This window comes from Ruegeria sp. O6, from assembly GCF_056535045.1.
In genome coordinates this window covers 341,089-356,964 of record NZ_JBQERM010000002.1, presented here as the reverse complement: position 1 = coordinate 356,964, position 15,876 = coordinate 341,089, and the positions used below count along the sequence as shown (strand labels likewise).

Sequence of the window (15,876 nt, the reverse complement as noted above, 5' to 3'; positions counted from 1 at the left end):
CGGCACATACCAGCGCTTTCGCCCCCTTGCCCGATCCTGCGCTGCGCTGTACCAGCGGCACATGCCCAGATATGCGTTGAAAGTTGAATACCAGGGGGAACCGTTTGCCGGATGGCAGCGGCAAAAGGATCAACCATCTGTACAAGGCGCCATCGAACAGGCCCTGTCCCGTATTCAGCCGGGCGACCACACAATTGCCGCAGCGGGGCGCACGGACGCCGGTGTTCACGCCCTGGGGCAGGTTGCCCACTGCGACATGGCAAAGGAATGGGACCCGTTCCGCCTGTCTGAGGCGCTGAACTATCACCTCAAGCCACTCCCAGTGGCCATCGTAAAGGCCGCCCCCGTGACCGAGGATTGGCACGCGCGGTTTTCAGCGGTTGAACGGCAATATCTGTTCCGCATCCTGATGCGCCGGGCGCCCGCAACCCACGACCGGGGACAGGTCTGGCAGATTAGCCACCTTCTGGATGTCGACGCCATGCAGGAAGGGGCAAACATGCTGCTGGGCCGGCATGATTTCACCACGTTCAGGTCGTCGATCTGCCAGGCGGCCAGCCCGGTCAAAACCCTGGATGAACTGCGCGTTGAACGGGTCGCAGGCTTTTCCGGCCCCGAGGTTCATTTCCACGTGCGCGCCCGGTCGTTCCTGCACAATCAGGTACGCAGTTTCGTCGGAACGTTGGAACGTGTGGGCGCCGGAGCGTGGACCCCGGAAGATGTGCGTGAGGCTTTAGAAGCCGCCGACCGCGCTGCCTGCGGGCCGGTATGTCCGCCGCACGGGCTGTATCTGGCGCGGGTCGGATATCCGGACCCGGTGTTCGACTGATCTAAACCGCGCGCAGAAGCAACCCGCCTGCAATCACCGCAATGACAAGTCCCGCCACCAGTTCGATGGAGGGTGCCAGAACCGACGCAAAGCGCGTGGCCGACGCCGAAGCCAGTAGCCCGCCGCGCAGACCAAAAGACGTCCACCCGACCAGCGTAGTCACAGTCGCCGTGCCAAGCGCCATGGCGAAAGCACCCGCGATCCCTACCATGGCGATGCCCATTTGCCACGTCAGGATCAGTACAAACAAGGCACCGGTACAAGGCCGCGCTGCTATGCCTGCGATCAGGATCAGGGCTTCGCGCAACGTGCCCACATTTGCGACCTCGTCCGCGGTTGGACCATGACGATGACCGCACTCCGCACAGGCTCCCTCATCATGATGGTGCCGATGGGTGTGATCGTTAGAGACATGCTTTTTTTGCTGTCGTGCGAAATTGCGCACAGCCCGTACAACCAGCCAAAGCCCAATCAACGCAATGGCCCCGTAGCTGATCGGAGCCATCACCTGTTCGGTCGTCCCAACTAGGCTTTCGCGGGACATCTGAAAGACCAGTACCCCCGCGTAGACCAGCACAACCGCCGTCACCGCCTGACCAAGGCTGGACAATACACTGATCGCCGACAACCGCCAGAAGGCGACACGCCGACCCAAACCGTAGCCGCCGATCAAAACCTTCCCGTGGCCCGGACCCACAGCATGAAAGAACCCATAGGCGAAACAGACAGTCAGAAGCGTGGCCACCGCCTGAGGCTGTTCCGCGCGCGCTGAACGCAAGGACCGCGCGATCTGGTTCTGAAAGTCACGCTGCTCTCCGGCTGCCCAACCTGCCAGACTGTCAAACCCACCACTGCCCCAGAACCAAAGAAGCAAACCGAAGGCCAGAGCGACCGGAACAATCAGGAAACGGGACATGAAATGAGGATCTCGGTCGCAAAGCTCTCACCAACCAAGGGAATATCGTTTTCCTCCAGGTCGTAATCCGCGTCCAGTGTCAACAGAAACGCCTGCATCTGTGCAAGCTGCCCGTCTATGTCAGGGTCGTTACGATCCACCCGGCATAAAGCCGGGCCCGTCACGGTTACAGGGCGCGTAATCTCGTAGGCCGTATAGAAGGACTCATCAAATGCCTTGGCGGAAAGCCCTATGGCAGGTATCGCGTCGCCTTCGACCGCGCGCATATGGGTGGTCACGACCCGCCCATCTTCCGTTGTCGCACTGGGCTCCATTGGACCGGACAGTGCAACCAGCGCTCCGTCTTTGGTGAGCACGAAGTCGCCGTTATACCCCTCGACCCATTGCATATCGAACCCGCTCAGACGTTCTTCTTCGCTTTTCGTCAAAATGCCGTCAGCATCCTGATCCAAATTCATGTCTTCCAGAACAAGCAGAGAGTAGAATTCGTCATATGCCCACGTCACCCGGATATGGGTCAGGTGACCGGCCTCATCCACGATGAATTCCAGCCCGGTGTCGATAAAGACATGCGGGTGGGATAGTGCCGGGATCGGCAGGCAACAGGTCATGAAGGTGAAGAGCCAGCGCATATGCGCAAGATAGGTCTGACGGGACACGGTGACAACGGCCTTTACACACGCATGCGGAAACTGGCCGACCTTCAGACTGGCGGGAACAGCACCAGTGTTTGCAGGGCGGTCCCTACAGGACCCTGCGTATCAAAAAGCACCGACTGAGACATGCCGATGCCCGTAGGTTGCCAATGTGAAACCGAACTGGACGCCAGCCAATCTGAAACCGGTTCGCGGTGGATATTCACGGTCAGATCGGTGTTCATGAACCCCATCTCCGACGTCGGAGCATTCCACGAGATACCATTGCCGCAATCCGCCAACGGGCACAGTGCCTGAATGGGCGACTGATCTTCGCCGCTCAACAGCTTTGGGGTGCGCATCCAGACCGTTTTGGGTCCGGCCCCCTGTTTGCCGTCTTTGGGATAAAGGATGTCACTGTAGTGGGCAAACCCCTTCAAATCGTGACGAATCTCGCCGATTGGAAAAGGACCTTCTACTGCGTCTTCCAACTGTGGCGCACTGGTTTCGACGTTTGCCACCGCGCCCAGATCGCGCCGCACCAGATGCATGGTGGTGGCCGTGGCGCAGAGTGTGTCATCCAGATCATGCACCGTAACCCGTGTGGTCGCCAGCGTCTTGGTATGGCGCGTGGTTTCTGCGGCAACCCGCAACCCGGCCAAGGGCAGAGGGCGCAACAGGTCAACTGTCAGGCGGGTCAGCATCTTTTCGGGGCCAACCTCAGTTTCCGCTGCCCGCACTATCAACCCGCTGACCGGCCCTGCGTGGCAATGATCGGCAGACCACGGACCGCGTGCAGGATCATGTCCTACAAACGCCCCATCCTCGCGCTGATGAAAATAGGTCTGATCCGTGAAGTCGAGCCCTGCCATCAGTCCCCTCTGGTCATTCGCTGCGTTGTGTGCCTCGGCTCACTCATACCGGTAACCGGTTGCGAAGTAACGTGGTTTCCCTTGCACGAGGTGAGTGGTATCTTCACGAAACTGTCCTTTTCGGGTTATGAAACCGGGCTGTACTTTTAGGCACGAGGATGGCTTAACAGACCTGATCCTGTCCACCGCTGTGACGGGACGTCACCACATCACATCCAAGTGGGGTCGCATATGGCGTTGTTGATTGAAACCGGGTTGTCGGACTGGATTGGGGATGAGGAAATCGCCACCTCACTACAAGCCTTAGCGCCCGGTGCAGACATCCGCACACCCGGAACGCTGGGCGACCCCAACGACATTACGATGCTTGCAGTGGTCAGCATGCAAAGCAATCACCCGGCGAAGTTGCCCAACCTGAAACTGGTTCAGAAGCTGGGGGCCGGGGTTGAGACCATAGTTGGCCATCCGGACCTGCCTCCGCATATCCGTGTAGCGCGATTGAAGCCAGACGCGCCTGCGCAGGGCATTGCCGAATGGTTTCTGGCCTATATTCTGCGCGCTCAGCGCCATATGGTTTTTCACGAGGCATCCCAGAGCCGCGCCGAATGGTTGCCGCGCGCACCTATCTTCACACCTGATACGGTTGTGGGCGTTCTGGGTCTGGGCCATATAGGGGCCCGCACTGCCCGCATGTTACATGCCGTCGGGTTTCAGGTCATGGGCTGGAGCCGCTCACCAAAGTCCATCGATGGTGTCACCTGCCTGCATGGGCAAGACGCGCTGCCTCGGCTATTGGGGCAATGTGATCACGTCTGTGCCATCCTTCCTTCGACGCCGCAAACCGCGGGTTTGTTTGACGCACAGACGCTGGCCGCGATGAAGCCGGGCAGTCAGTTGCTGAACGCCGGACGCGGAAACCTGATTGACGAGGCGGCGCTGATCGCGGCGCTGGATAACGGCTCACCGGGCCATGCCGTGTTGGACGTCACGTCACAGGAACCGCTGCCAAAAGACAGTCCCTTGTGGCGGCACCCTTCTGTGACGATCACACCGCATGTCTCGGGCTGGTATCTGGGGGACGCACTGTCGGATGTGGCTGAGAACTACCATAGGCTCAGGTCCGGCGATCCCCTGTTGCACGAAGTCAGTCGCGATCTGGGGTACTGATAACCAAGTCAGAGATCAGGGCGTCAGGATCCAGTTTCCGTTACCGTCATTGCACCGGCGGGTTCTGATCTCGCGGCTTTGATCGCTGCCTTCCGGCTGGATGACATGCTGAAGGCCGACGCAGTTGCCCTGAACGTTTTGCACCCGGATCGTTCCTTTTGAGCCGGTCTCGTCGTTTTGCCAGGACCGTTCCTGCCCTACGGAGGGCGTGCCATTGTTCAAAAGGGCATTCGAGGTTTCACTGACCACTTCAAAGTCTGCCGGGGACAGCCCCATCTCAGCTATGATTCGGGAGAGTGACTTGGCGCCGGCGGAACCGGTCATCAATAGGGCGCCACACGCGGCAATGACGGGTAAAAACTGGGCTTTCATTGTGGCCTCACAGAACTGAAATCATTTACGACCAAGGATATACCTCTGTTTCAGCAGGGCCAAGCCCCGGGGTGCCGACCTTCAAAATATCCCGAACAAACCTATCGCGTGTCAGGACCTAATAGCGCCGCGCCTTTGTCCCCATAGTGCCATTCAAACGATCCCGAGGCACACAAATGACCCATCCGACCTACTTCGCCCCGACCGGCGGCCACCCCGGCCAGAACCAGTTGCTGACCGACCGCGCCATGTTCACAGACGCGTATGCGGTCATTCCCAAAGGTACGATGCGCGACATTGTCACCAGCTATCTGCCGTTCTGGGAAGGAACACGCCTGTGGGTTCTTTCACGCCCGCTCAGCGGATTTGCCGAAACGTTCTCGCAATACATCATGGAAGTGCAGCCCGGCGGCGGCAGCGATCAGCCAGAGACAGACGCGCAAGCACAGGCAGTGCTTTTTGTCGTCGAAGGAACAGTCACTTTGACGCTGAACTCGGAAAACCATGTGTTGGAGACAGGCGGATACGCCTATATCCCCGCCGGCAGCGACTGGACATTGCGGAACACTGGCCAGACGGCAGCCCGGTTCCACTGGGTCCGCAAAGCCTATGAGTCCGTTCCCGGGTTGTCCGCGCCAGACCCGATCATCACCAACGAACGCGATGTGACGCCTGTCGAAATGCCGGGCACCGAAGGCCGATGGTCCACCACGCGGTTCGCAGACCCGCAGGACCTGCGCCATGACATGCATGTGAACATCGTCAATTTCGAACCAGGCGGGGTCATTCCCTTCGCCGAAACCCATGTGATGGAACACGGGCTTTATGTTCTGGAAGGGAAAGCGGTTTATCGCCTCAATCAGGACTGGGTCGAAGTTGAGGCCGGAGATTACATGTGGCTGCGCGCCTTTTGCCCGCAAGCCTGTTACGCAGGGGGGCCGGGCCGGTTCAGGTATCTGCTTTACAAGGACGTCAACCGGCATATGCCCCTGTCCCTGTCGCGCCGCTAAACGCTGGGCTGGCTGGGAATCGCAGTGATCTTTTGCCCCGGGGCTTCACACAAGGGTCGGAATTTGCTGAAATCCAGGTAACTTCTTGTTTTGAGCATTGGAGATTTGTCCATGAAACTGCGCCTTGCCCTGATAGCCGTTGCCACACTCTCTACCTCTGCAATCCTGCACACCGCACCCGCCATTGCGGGGGAAGAGACCAAATCCGTCTTCGTCATGAGCCGCAACTGGGCTGTGACACAGGTCGCAGACGAACCGGTCATTTATCGCGCCACACGCGACAACAACAACCTGAACCCGTTCGGCCCGCCCCCACGCCTTCGCACGACGCAAGCTATTACTGCCATTCAACAAGCGACGGGCTGCAAGGTGATCTTCAACAGCATGTACCAGAATATATCGGGTCAGTTCTTTTCTCAGGTCAGGTGCAAGTAAGCTGTTGCTGATCAGGCATTGAGATCGACCCGACGCCCTGCCATAGCTTGCGCATGAAACTCGCGATAAACGGATTCGGCCGCATTGGCCGCACGATCCTGCGGCAGGTTCTGGCCCTGCCCGAAGGGTCGGATATCGAGCTGGTGCTGATCAATGACATCGCGCCGCTGGAGACCTGTGCTTACCTGTTCAAATACGACAGCACCTTCGGCCCCTATCCCGGCGATGTGTCACAGGGCGATGCCGCGCTGATCGTAGACGGACGCTCTGTTCCTATGACGCACAGTGCCGATCTGACACGCGTTGATTTATCCGGCGTAGACGTGATGCTGGATTGTACCGGGGTCGCGCGCGCATCCGACGTGGCGCGTCGCGGATTGTCTGCGGGCGCCAGCAAGGTCCTGATCTCGGGTCCTTCGCCTGCGGCCGACTTAACCGTCGTTCTGGGGGCGAACGAGGATCAGTTGGGCAGCGCCCGGATCGTATCGAACGCCTCCTGCACAACGAATGGGCTGGCACCGCTGGTCAAAGTGCTGGACCACATTGGCGGTATTTTGTCGGGCCATATGACAACCATCCATTGCTATACCAACAGCCAACCCATGGTTGACGCCCCGCGCGGCGACCTTGCCCGGTCGCGGGCCGGTGCGCTGTCCATGGTTCCGACAACGTCCAGCGCCACACACCTGATCGACGTGGTCCTTCCACATCTGGCCGGGCGCATCTCGGGTGCCGCAGTTCGCGTCCCGACAGCCAGCGTTTCGGCGGTCGACCTCGTGGTCACGCTGGAACGCGGTATGCGGGCCGAGGATTTCGATCGTGCTTTGCGTCAGGCTGTTGTCGCGTCACCGGTTTTGGGTTGGACGGATATGCCGCTGGTCTCTTCCGATTTGCGGGCGCGCCCGGATTCGCTGGTCATTGCCGGGCCGGAAACCCGCATGGTCGGAGAAAATCAGGTGCGCGTTTTCGGCTGGTACGACAATGAATGGGGCTTTTCGGCTCGCATGCTGGACGTGGCCCGTCTGATGGCCGCGTCGTGACCGGACTAACCTTCGTACACAGCGTCGGGTCGGCAACTATGGTTTAGGCCCCGCGACAGGGTATTCTGTAACGCGAACCACCTTACTGATCCGTTCAATCATGAAATCCATGAACAGGCGTGCCTTTGGATCCTGATGGCGCCGATGCGTGTATAGGCAGGCCATCTGAACTGAAACAGGCGGAGTTTCCGTTGCAACCGGCACGAGGCGGCCGGATTTCAGATGCTCGGCCACCTCGAAAACCGGCTTCATTGCAATGCCTTGACCGGACAACGCCCAATCCGTCAGAACATCCCCATCATCACATTCGAACCGCCCGGACACGGCAAATCGTTTCGGGCCATCGGGTGTGACCAGCATCCACTGAAACTCGGTCGCACCCGGAAAGCGCAGATTCAGGCATTCATGCTTGTCGGCAATCAGGTCAGCCCCGGTCTTAGGCATACCGCGCCGCGCCACATAGTCTGGCGCAGTGCACAGTACACGCTGGCAGTCGGCAATCTTGCGAATACGCAACGTGCTGTCCTCGGGCTGGCCAATGAAAAACGCCAGATCCAGACCTTCCGTCGTCAGATCAACCGAGCGATCCGTCAGGCGCAACCGGACATCAATCTCGGGGTATTCCGCAAGAAACTCGGGCACATGTGGAGCCAGCAATCGCCTCCCCACCCCCAGTGGAGACGCCACGAACAACGACCCGCGCGGTGCCTCGGTCAGATGTGTGACCTGAGCCTCGGCCTCGTCCACCGCATCCAGAACCGCCACCGCACCGGGATAGAATGCCTTTCCCTGCTCTGTCGGGGACAGGTTGCGTGTGGTGCGCTGGAACAGACGTACACCCAGATGGTCCTCAAGCTGCGATATTCGCGCCGATGTCACCGCTGGCGAAATCCTAAGATCCCGCCCGGCCGCAGACATGCTGCCCAGATCGTAAACCCTGACAAAGGTTCGGATGTTGTCGAGATAGGACATTTTTTCGGTTTTTTTTGATACCCGTTGGCAATATACTGGGAATACCGAAGAACCGCCCGTTTGCCTAGTGAATTGCACTGGCCAAGACCAAAGGCCAGCCCGGACATTTGTTGCATACGGTTGACTATCGCCTGCAACGCGGCAATTCCAGTCTGCCAATCTAGATGCGCAATACGATGTGTCGGCACAAACCGGGACAATTTGACCAAAATTACCCGATCCCGCGTTTATCCCTTTTCCCAATAGCATTCAGATGTTCTAACCTGACACTATAAGACCGTCCGTGACACGGTAGCTGAGATTTGGAACTGGGACAATTGGGGCAATTCATGCAAGGGCGCACGCCGCAAGGCCGTTTGAAGTTCTGGCTGAGTGCCATTGTCATTTCACTGACCCCGACTGCTCTGATGGCGCTGGAAACCTCTCTGACGGCGCCGGGCGCTTCGAAGGAACTGGTTGAACGCCTGAAAAAGACATCATCGGTTACAACAGCGAAAGAGCGGGGCTTGGATACGCCACTTGAGATCCTGTCTGCCGCCTTGTCGGATTACCGCACGCTTGTACAGATCTTGTATGATGAAGGGTATTTCAGCCCGGTTGTCAGCATCAAGCTTGACGGGCAGGAAGCCGCTGAGTTGAGCTCTTTGACTGTGCCAACACAGATCAACAGGGCCGCAATTACCGTTGAAACCGGACCAAGCTTCAAATTCGGCACGGCCATTGTTCAGCCCCTGGCGTCTGGCACCGTTCTGCCCGAAGGTTTCGCCCCCGGCAAGTTGGCAACGACCGGAGCCATTCAAAAAGCAGGCTCGGACGGTGTGCAGGGGTGGCGGAATGCGGGCCATGCGAAAGCGAAAATTGAGGATCAGACCATCATCGCCCGCCACGCGCAGGCCCGTCTGGATGCGCAGATTGATCTGGACCCGGGGCGCAGGTTGACGTTTGGCAGAATGTTCATCAAGGGCGACACGGATGTGCGCCACCGGTCCATCGAAAAAATCGCCGGTTTCCCAAGCGGAGAAGTTTACTCACCAGAAAAAATCCAGAAGGTTGGAACACGTTTACGCCGCACCGGCACGTTCAACGTCGTGTCATTGCAGGAACATGAGACAGCAAACCCCGACGGCACACTGGATTTCGACGCCACATTCGAAGACTTGCCAAAGCGTCAGCTGACCTTTGGGCTCGAGCTGGCCTCGCGCGACGGCCTCGACGTGACCGCGACCTGGACACATCGAAACATGTTCAAACGCGCGGAACGCCTGCGGTTCGAGGCCGCGATACGAAATATCGGTGGTTCCGAAGATCTTGATGGGCGGATCGGATTGCGCCTGGATCAGCCCGATCGTCTGGGTCCGGACGACAATACTTTCTGGAACGCGTTGCTGGAGCGCCGCAACACCGAAAACTACAATGTCTCGGTTGCGTCTGTGGCATATGGTGCGCGCCGCACATTCTCGGACACGCTCTATGCCGAAGCCTCGGCTGGGTTACAGTGGTCAGATGCTGACGACGCCTATGGAAGTGGCCGCAAGTTCAGATACTTTATCCTGCCCTTCCGCTCGGAATGGGATGAGCGAGACAGCAAAGTTAGTGCCACACGCGGTTTCTATCTGGATTCTCAGATAATGCCGTTTGTCGGTTTTTCTGGCACAGACACTGGCATTCGCATGTTCTTCGACGGTCGGGCCTATACCAGCCTTGGCACGGGTGGAAGGATAGTGCTGGCGGGGCGGGCGCAAATTGGATCAATCATTGGTCCACCAGCAGATGGTGTCACACCCGACTTTCTGTTTTTTTCCGGTGGTGCGGGAACCGTGCGCGGGCAACCCTATGAAAGCCTTGGCATCCCTGTCGGGACCGGTGTCGCAGGCGGCAAGTCCTTTCTTGGACTTTCCGGCGAGATCCGGGGCAAGGTGACAGATTCTCTGTCGCTGGTTGGGTTTTACGACTACGGTGTCGTCGATACCTCTTCCTTTATTGGAAGTGGCGCGGAAGATCATGCAGGTGCCGGTATCGGCGTAAGATATGATTTGGGCGGCTTCGGACCCCTGCGGTTTGACCTGGCCTTCCCGGTAAGCGGCCCCACCGGAGACGGTTTGCAATTCTATATCGGGATCGGGCAAGCGTTTTGAGACGGCACCTTTCATACCCTCTGCTGATTGGCACGCTGATGCTTGTGCCAGTGGCCGGCCCCGCGCAGGAGGACGAAGGCGGCAGCATGATCGAGCGGTTCCTACAGGACACGCTGTCGGGCGACGATCAGAATGTCACCGTCAAAGGCCTGCAAGGCGCGCTGAGTTCACGCGCCACCATTGCCGAGATCACGGTGGCCGATGATGAAGGGGTCTGGCTGACCATTCGGGGAGCGGAACTGGATTGGAACCGGTTGGCGCTGATCCGCGGGCGGTTTTCGGTCAACGCGCTGACCGCACAGGAAATCGACGTGGCCCGTGCGCCGGGCACCACGACCAAGGACACGCCGTCCCCTTCTGCCGAGACCCAGGCTTTTCAACTGCCTGAACTGCCTGTGGCCATCGAAATCGGCGAAATCCGTTTTGGCGAGCTGGCATTGGGCAAACCTTTGATCGGCGTTGCGGCGGAACTGGCCGTCAATGGCAACCTGTCGCTGGCCGACGGCACGCTGGACACCAAACTGGACATCACCCGACTGGATCGGGCCGGTGATGAAATCTCTTTGGCTGCGGGTTTTAGGAACACTGACAGCCAGATCGATCTTGACCTTCAGGTCACCGAAGCTGCGGGGGGTCTGATCTCGACCGCGCTAAAAATGCCGGACAGCCCTCCGATCGGATTGTCCGCGAAAGGGTCCGGGCCGGTGACGGATTTTACGGCCGATATTGGCCTGAGCAGTGATGGGCAGCCACGAGTGACCGGACAGGTTCGGTTGCGTTCGGCCCCAACAGCCGCGGCTAGCGCGGAGGAGGGCATCGCCTTTACCGCAGATCTGGGCGGTGACCTAACGCCCTTTGTCGCTGAGAATATGGATACGTTCTTCGGCCCCAAAACGCAGTTGATCGTGGAAGGACGGACCCTGCCTGAAGGCGCGTTGGATATCAGTGATCTGGAACTCAGTTCTCAGGCACTGAACCTGAAAGGGGCGTTGCAACTGGCGCCGGGCGGTCGGCTGCAACTGGCGGCCCTGCAAGGACGCATTACGCCACCAGAGGGGCAAAGCGTCGTCCTTCCGTTATCAGGTGGCGACACATCGATCGAAGCTGCGCAGGTCTCTGCGTTGTTTGATGAGAAAAACGGCAATCTCTGGGATCTAAGTCTGACCGCTAACGCCGTAAGATCCGACACCCTGAACCTGCAACGCGCGCAGATTACGGCGCAAGGGACCTTGGAACAGGGTGACGTTTTGCGGATCGACGGTGATTTGCAGGCTGCTTTGGACGGTATCGACCTGACTGACGATGCCCTGAACACCGCCGTTGGCGACCGCATTACGCTGGACGGTATGTTCCAATATGGCAGGGATCAGACCCTGAACCTGTCAGGGGTCGAGATGGTCGGCTCGGACTATGAACTGGGCGTTGATGCCGAGATCAGCGGCTTGTCCAGTGGTTTGGCCGTCAATGGTGCTGCGACGTTACAGGCGACCGATCTGTCGCGGTTTTCGGGTCTGGCGCAGCTGGAACTGGGCGGTCAGGCCTCTGCCCGGCTCACCGGCCAGGGTTCGCCGCTTGAAGGCAGTTTCGATGGCAAGCTTGAGGTCGAAGGGCGCGATCTTTCCACAGGGCGCGACGACATTGACCCGGTGATAAGGGGCAACACAACAATCACGCTGGACGCCAAACGCGGAGCGGATGGCGTAACGATCCGGGATTTTACGCTGATCGGCGACGCTCTGCGCGCGCAGGCGGATGGCGCGGTTACCACCCCTGACGGCAACGTGACGATTGATGGGCAAGCAACAGTCAACGCTCAGGACCTTTCCGTGTTCTCGGGCCTCGCCAAACGTGAGCTTGGCGGTGCGGTACAGGCGAAACTGGACGGCAAAGGCACTGTTCAGACGCTCGAATTCGATGGCACAGCCAGCATGATGAGCCGGGATGTCAAAACGGGCCTACCCGAGATTGACCCGCTGCTGGTCGGCCGGACCGAGATCACGCTCGACGGCGCGCTGAGCCAGAAGCAGATTGAAATCCGCGACGCGGTGATCAAAGGTTCAGCCCTTGTGGCAAGCGCCGCAGCAACAATTGACGATCCGACGGATGCATTGGCTGTGGACGGGCAGGTCAGTCTGAACATCCCGGACCTGTCACCCTTTTCAACTCTTGCCGGGCGAGATCTTGCAGGTTCGATTATCACGGATGTCGCAGGCAAAGGTACGGTTGGCAGCAAGGCCTTTGACGTAAAAGGCAACCTGGCTGCTGATGACATCAAATCCGGCATCAATGCGGTTGACAACCTGATCCAGGGGCGAACGAACCTGACGGTGGATGCGGTGAATGACGAGGCCGGTCTGAATATTCGCACATTCCAGCTGATCGGCACCGCCCTTTCTGCGGATGCATCCGGCAAACTGGACCGCGATGCTGGCGGACTGACCTTTACCGCTGCGCTGGATGATTTGGGGCGGCTGTCGAAAACACTCTCCGGGCCTCTGAAGCTGGACGGCAACGTCGCTCCGACACAATCCGGGCTGGAAGGGTCAGCTCATCTGCTGGGGCCAGAGAGTTCCTATGCCAAAGTGGCCGGTACGGTGGACACAAATGGATCCGCCGATCTGGACTTTGATGCCAAGTTCAACCGCATCGAAAGGTTTGTGCCAGAGTTTCCCGGCACCCTTACCGCTGCGGGCAATGCAAAGCGGGACAGTGGCGTTTGGACCATCGACGCCAAGGCGCAAGGTCCCGCAGACATCGTCAGCACGGTTGCAGGCACCTTTGATGAAACCAGCAGCAATGCAGATATTTCAGCGAAGGGTGGCGTAAACCTGGGGATAGCAAACGTCTTCATCACGCCTAACAAGATTGAAGGGTCCGCACGTTTTGATCTGGCCCTCAAAGGCCCGGCTGATCTGGCGTCCCTAAGCGGGTCGATTACCACCTCGGGAACATCCCTAGCACTTCCCGGCGCGGGTCAGACCATCACCGGGATCAACGGACAGGTGGATCTGGCGCAAAGCCGTGCAACCATCAAACTGAACGGCGGTGTGCGGGCCGGTGGTGGCTTTACCGTAAATGGACCTGTCGATCTGACGCCCCCGTTCAACGCGCAGATCACGACAACAATCGACAACCTCGTCCTGACCGATCGGCTTTTGTATGAGACGACTTTGAATGGCCAGATTGCCATGACCGGCGCCTTAGCCGGGAACAGTTCGCTGGCCGGGCAGATCACCTTTGGTGAGACCAATATCAACCTCGCTGCGGCTTCGGGGGCTGTAGGTGCCGCACCGATCCCTGAGATACAGCATGTCAACGAAAGCGGAGCCAGTTTCATCACGCGTGAGCGTGCAGGTCTGGTAGCCACCGAAGACAAGGGGCAACGCACGTCCAGAATAGCACTGGACGTCAACTTGCTGGCACCCAAAGCTGTGTTCGTACGGGGGCGCGGTGTAAATGCCGAATTGGGCGGCCGGATCTCCATTGGTGGTACGACGACCTCGGTGGTCCCGTCAGGTCAGATTGAATTGATCCGCGGTAATTTCGATATTCTGGGCCGCAGGCTGGCCCTGACCAAAGGCATCGTGACCCTACAAGGTGACTTGACGCCTTATATCGAGTTTGAATCCTCTGCCAGCACCTCGGACGGCACCGCGACCATCGAAATCGCAGGGCCACTGGATTCACCCGAGGTTAACGTGTTTTCCGATCCCGAGCGTCCGGCTGAAGAGGCGCTGGCGATGCTGCTCTTTGGGAACAGGTTCTCGGAAATCTCACCGTTCCTGATTGCGCAGATGGCCGCATCGCTGGCGCAGCTCAGCGGTGCTGGCGGGGATGCGACCAAGGGATTACGCGACTCTACCGGTGTTGATACGATTGATGTTGGTGCGTCAGAGGGTGGCGCGGGCCGACTGGGTGCCGGGGCCTATCTGGGTGAAAACCTCTACACCGACTTTACCGTCAATACCGAAGGCAATACCGAGGTGAACCTGAACCTTGATGTAACCGACAATTTCTCGGTCAAGGGCACGGTTGACGGTCGTGGCGAAACGGGCATCGGAGTGTTCTTTTCAAAGGACTATTAGGATCGCGTCCGACCCCAGCAAACTATTTCCGGCGAATTCCTATCGGTTGGCCGATCTGCGAAGCCGGTTCCAGAGACTTGTGATCCTCCACCATTTGCGCAAGACGCGCCGCTGCCCAATTCGGATAGGGCGCGGATCGCCCGGTACTATGGCTGACATTCATGAAAAGCGCCTCTTGCGTCGCACAAATCTCGTCAGTTTCTGCCAAAAGCATCTGGGCGAAGTAATGTCCTCTCTTGCTGTCAGCATCCAGCATACGGAACCTGAAATAAAATGACGAACCATCTTTGACCTCTTGCACGAAATGCAGATGAGACTGCAGGATGTAAGGCCCCTGCCCCAACGCCTTGACCTGCACCTCGCCCAACCCGAGATGGTCAACCATCAGCTTTTCCAACGCCATGTCAAAGGCGACACCGTAAAACCCGACATTCACATGGCCGTTATAGTCGATCCATTCGGGCCGTACTTCAAAGCCGCGAATTTCCACAGGCGCGGCATACGGGCCATCATGCCCGCCAGGAGGTGTCGAAGTCAGCTGCATTTGGCCCCCTTTACTGTGCGCCTTCATCGTCAAATATAGCCACGGCCCGGACAAATCCCGCAGAGGCCCCTTTTATCTTGAAGGGGAAACAGGAAATCTCGAACCCGGTGGGCGGCAGGTCTTCCAGATTGGTCAGCTTTTCCAAGTGGCAATACCCGATATCCATCGACGCGCGGTGGCCTTCCCAGATAATTGATGGATCTCGGGTCTCTGCGTATTCCTGAGCGGTGAGCGGAAACGGTGCATCCCAGCTCCAGGCGTCGGTGCCGGTGACACGCACGCCACGTTCCGTCAGATAAAGCGTCGCCTCGCGCCCCATTCCACATCCTTTGACCAGATAGTCCGGCGCGCCATAACGTGTCCCTGCCGCAGTGTTGACCACGACGATATCCAGCGGGCAAAGCTCGTGGCCGATGCGCTTCAATTCGGCTTCGACATCTGCCGCGGTAACGACATACCCGTCCTCGAAGTGTCGAAAGTCCAGCTTGACGCCAGGGTTCATGCACCATTCCAACGGCACTTCGTCGATGGTTATCGCCCGTTCACCTTTGTTCATCGTGGAATGATGGTGATACGGCGCATCCAGATGCGTGCCGTTGTGGGTCGCGATCTGCAACCGTTCGATGGCCCACCCTTCACCGTTCGGCAGGTCTTGCCGTTCCAGACCCGGAAAGAAAGATATGACCTGTTCTGCCGTCTGATCATGGGTCAGATATTCGATTTGCGGCAACATGATTGGCGGGTCAGACACGATCCCGGTTTCCAACGGAACGGACAGATCGACGAAACGACGGGCCATTAGCAACTCCTCCACCATATTCCCGGACAGGGTTGGTTGAGCGCAAGCGCCTGTCAAGAAAAGAA

The 15,876-nt window shown here is 58.6% G+C and carries 14 protein-coding genes; 7 read left to right on the top strand and 7 right to left on the bottom strand.

Features of this window, described 5'->3' with window-relative positions:
* The first annotated feature begins 61 nt into the window (after window positions 1–61).
* Complete coding sequence (gene truA, locus ACR0DY_RS05095) at window positions 62–829, top strand: tRNA pseudouridine(38-40) synthase TruA (RefSeq protein WP_480483990.1); 768 nt, start codon at window positions 62–64, stop codon at window positions 827–829.
* A 1-nt stretch (window position 830) separates the two neighbouring features.
* On the opposite strand, the gene ACR0DY_RS05090 is transcribed toward truA, so the two are convergent.
* Genes ACR0DY_RS05090 through ACR0DY_RS05080 form a run of 3 tightly spaced genes read right to left on the bottom strand, consistent with a single transcriptional unit; the run spans window position 831 to window position 3,252 of the window.
* Entirely contained in the window at window positions 831–1,745 is a 915-nt protein-coding gene (locus ACR0DY_RS05090) for a nickel/cobalt transporter (protein WP_480488221.1), read from the bottom strand.
* Window positions 1,730–2,404, bottom strand: a complete 675-nt coding sequence (locus tag ACR0DY_RS05085; protein ID WP_480546317.1) for a DUF1007 family protein — start codon at window positions 2,402–2,404, stop codon at window positions 1,730–1,732. The genes ACR0DY_RS05090 and ACR0DY_RS05085 overlap by 16 nt, the downstream gene beginning before the upstream one ends.
* Before the next feature lie 44 nt (window positions 2,405–2,448).
* Window positions 2,449–3,252 carry a thioesterase family protein gene (locus ACR0DY_RS05080; RefSeq protein WP_480897887.1) on the bottom strand — a complete coding sequence of 268 codons (804 nt, stop codon included), beginning with the start codon at window positions 3,250–3,252 and terminating at the stop codon, window positions 2,449–2,451.
* Window positions 3,253–3,483: 231 nt separating this feature from the next.
* Here ACR0DY_RS05080 and ACR0DY_RS05075 point away from each other — a divergent pair, with 231 nt between their 5' ends.
* Window positions 3,484–4,419, top strand: coding sequence for a 2-hydroxyacid dehydrogenase (locus tag ACR0DY_RS05075; RefSeq protein WP_480488223.1), 936 nt, complete (start codon window positions 3,484–3,486; stop codon window positions 4,417–4,419).
* Between the two features lie 15 nt (window positions 4,420–4,434).
* Here the strand turns inward: ACR0DY_RS05075 and ACR0DY_RS05070 are convergent, their stop codons facing one another.
* Complete coding sequence (locus ACR0DY_RS05070; protein ID WP_480488225.1) at window positions 4,435–4,743, bottom strand: hypothetical protein; 309 nt, start codon at window positions 4,741–4,743, stop codon at window positions 4,435–4,437.
* 224 nt (window positions 4,744–4,967) lie between these two features.
* Here ACR0DY_RS05070 and ACR0DY_RS05065 point away from each other — a divergent pair, with 224 nt between their 5' ends.
* From ACR0DY_RS05065 to ACR0DY_RS05055, 3 genes are all read left to right on the top strand, one after another.
* The gene (locus tag ACR0DY_RS05065; protein ID WP_267366556.1) at window positions 4,968–5,801 is read left to right on the top strand and encodes a bifunctional allantoicase/(S)-ureidoglycine aminohydrolase; all 834 of its coding nucleotides are present in this window, start codon (window positions 4,968–4,970) and stop codon (window positions 5,799–5,801) included.
* Window positions 5,802–5,912: 111 nt separating this feature from the next.
* The gene (locus ACR0DY_RS05060) at window positions 5,913–6,236 is read left to right on the top strand and encodes a hypothetical protein (protein ID WP_480483996.1); all 324 of its coding nucleotides are present in this window, start codon (window positions 5,913–5,915) and stop codon (window positions 6,234–6,236) included.
* A gap of 53 nt (window positions 6,237–6,289) precedes the next feature.
* Window positions 6,290–7,276, top strand: coding sequence for a type I glyceraldehyde-3-phosphate dehydrogenase (locus ACR0DY_RS05055; protein WP_480488227.1), 987 nt, complete (start codon window positions 6,290–6,292; stop codon window positions 7,274–7,276).
* A 36-nt stretch (window positions 7,277–7,312) separates the two neighbouring features.
* On the opposite strand, the gene ACR0DY_RS05050 is transcribed toward ACR0DY_RS05055, so the two are convergent.
* A complete protein-coding gene (locus ACR0DY_RS05050; protein WP_209598213.1) occupies window positions 7,313–8,248 on the bottom strand; it encodes a LysR family transcriptional regulator in 936 nt (311 codons plus the stop codon).
* Window positions 8,249–8,577: 329 nt separating this feature from the next.
* Between ACR0DY_RS05050 and ACR0DY_RS05045 the strand changes: the two genes are divergently transcribed.
* Window positions 8,578–10,383, top strand: a complete 1,806-nt coding sequence (locus ACR0DY_RS05045) for an autotransporter assembly complex protein TamA (RefSeq protein ID WP_480483998.1) — start codon at window positions 8,578–8,580, stop codon at window positions 10,381–10,383.
* 38 nt (window positions 10,384–10,421) lie between these two features.
* Complete coding sequence (locus tag ACR0DY_RS05040; protein WP_480483999.1) at window positions 10,422–14,468, top strand: translocation/assembly module TamB domain-containing protein; 4,047 nt, start codon at window positions 10,422–10,424, stop codon at window positions 14,466–14,468.
* A gap of 22 nt (window positions 14,469–14,490) precedes the next feature.
* Here ACR0DY_RS05040 and ACR0DY_RS05035 read toward each other — a convergent pair whose 3' ends face one another.
* Window positions 14,491–15,012, bottom strand: coding sequence for a thioesterase family protein (locus tag ACR0DY_RS05035; protein WP_480484000.1), 522 nt, complete (start codon window positions 15,010–15,012; stop codon window positions 14,491–14,493).
* Between the two features lie 10 nt (window positions 15,013–15,022).
* Window positions 15,023–15,811 (bottom strand): cyclase family protein, encoded by a 789-nt coding sequence (locus ACR0DY_RS05030; RefSeq protein WP_480484001.1) that lies wholly within the window; start codon window positions 15,809–15,811, stop codon window positions 15,023–15,025.
* Window positions 15,812–15,876 lie beyond the last annotated feature (65 nt).

What these genes read in the sequence shown, in the direction of transcription:
- truA (WP_480483990.1), top strand. Translation starts at nt 62, where the DNA reads ATGCCCAGATATGCGTTGAAAGTTGAATACCAGGGGGAACCGTTTGCC.
- ACR0DY_RS05090 (WP_480488221.1), bottom strand. Translation starts at nt 1,745, where the DNA reads ATGTCCCGTTTCCTGATTGTTCCGGTCGCTCTGGCCTTCGGTTTGCTT.
- ACR0DY_RS05080 (WP_480897887.1), bottom strand. Translation starts at nt 3,252, where the DNA reads ATGGCAGGGCTCGACTTCACGGATCAGACCTATTTTCATCAGCGCGAG.
- ACR0DY_RS05075 (WP_480488223.1), top strand. Translation starts at nt 3,484, where the DNA reads ATGGCGTTGTTGATTGAAACCGGGTTGTCGGACTGGATTGGGGATGAG.
- ACR0DY_RS05070 (WP_480488225.1), bottom strand. Translation starts at nt 4,743, where the DNA reads ATGACCGGTTCCGCCGGCGCCAAGTCACTCTCCCGAATCATAGCTGAG.
- ACR0DY_RS05065 (WP_267366556.1), top strand. Translation starts at nt 4,968, where the DNA reads ATGACCCATCCGACCTACTTCGCCCCGACCGGCGGCCACCCCGGCCAG.
- ACR0DY_RS05060 (WP_480483996.1), top strand. Translation starts at nt 5,913, where the DNA reads ATGAAACTGCGCCTTGCCCTGATAGCCGTTGCCACACTCTCTACCTCT.
- ACR0DY_RS05055 (WP_480488227.1), top strand. Translation starts at nt 6,290, where the DNA reads ATGAAACTCGCGATAAACGGATTCGGCCGCATTGGCCGCACGATCCTG.
- ACR0DY_RS05050 (WP_209598213.1), bottom strand. Translation starts at nt 8,248, where the DNA reads ATGTCCTATCTCGACAACATCCGAACCTTTGTCAGGGTTTACGATCTG.
- ACR0DY_RS05045 (WP_480483998.1), top strand. Translation starts at nt 8,578, where the DNA reads ATGCAAGGGCGCACGCCGCAAGGCCGTTTGAAGTTCTGGCTGAGTGCC.
- ACR0DY_RS05040 (WP_480483999.1), top strand. Translation starts at nt 10,422, where the DNA reads ATGCTTGTGCCAGTGGCCGGCCCCGCGCAGGAGGACGAAGGCGGCAGC.
- ACR0DY_RS05035 (WP_480484000.1), bottom strand. Translation starts at nt 15,012, where the DNA reads ATGCAGCTGACTTCGACACCTCCTGGCGGGCATGATGGCCCGTATGCC.
- ACR0DY_RS05030 (WP_480484001.1), bottom strand. Translation starts at nt 15,811, where the DNA reads ATGGCCCGTCGTTTCGTCGATCTGTCCGTTCCGTTGGAAACCGGGATC.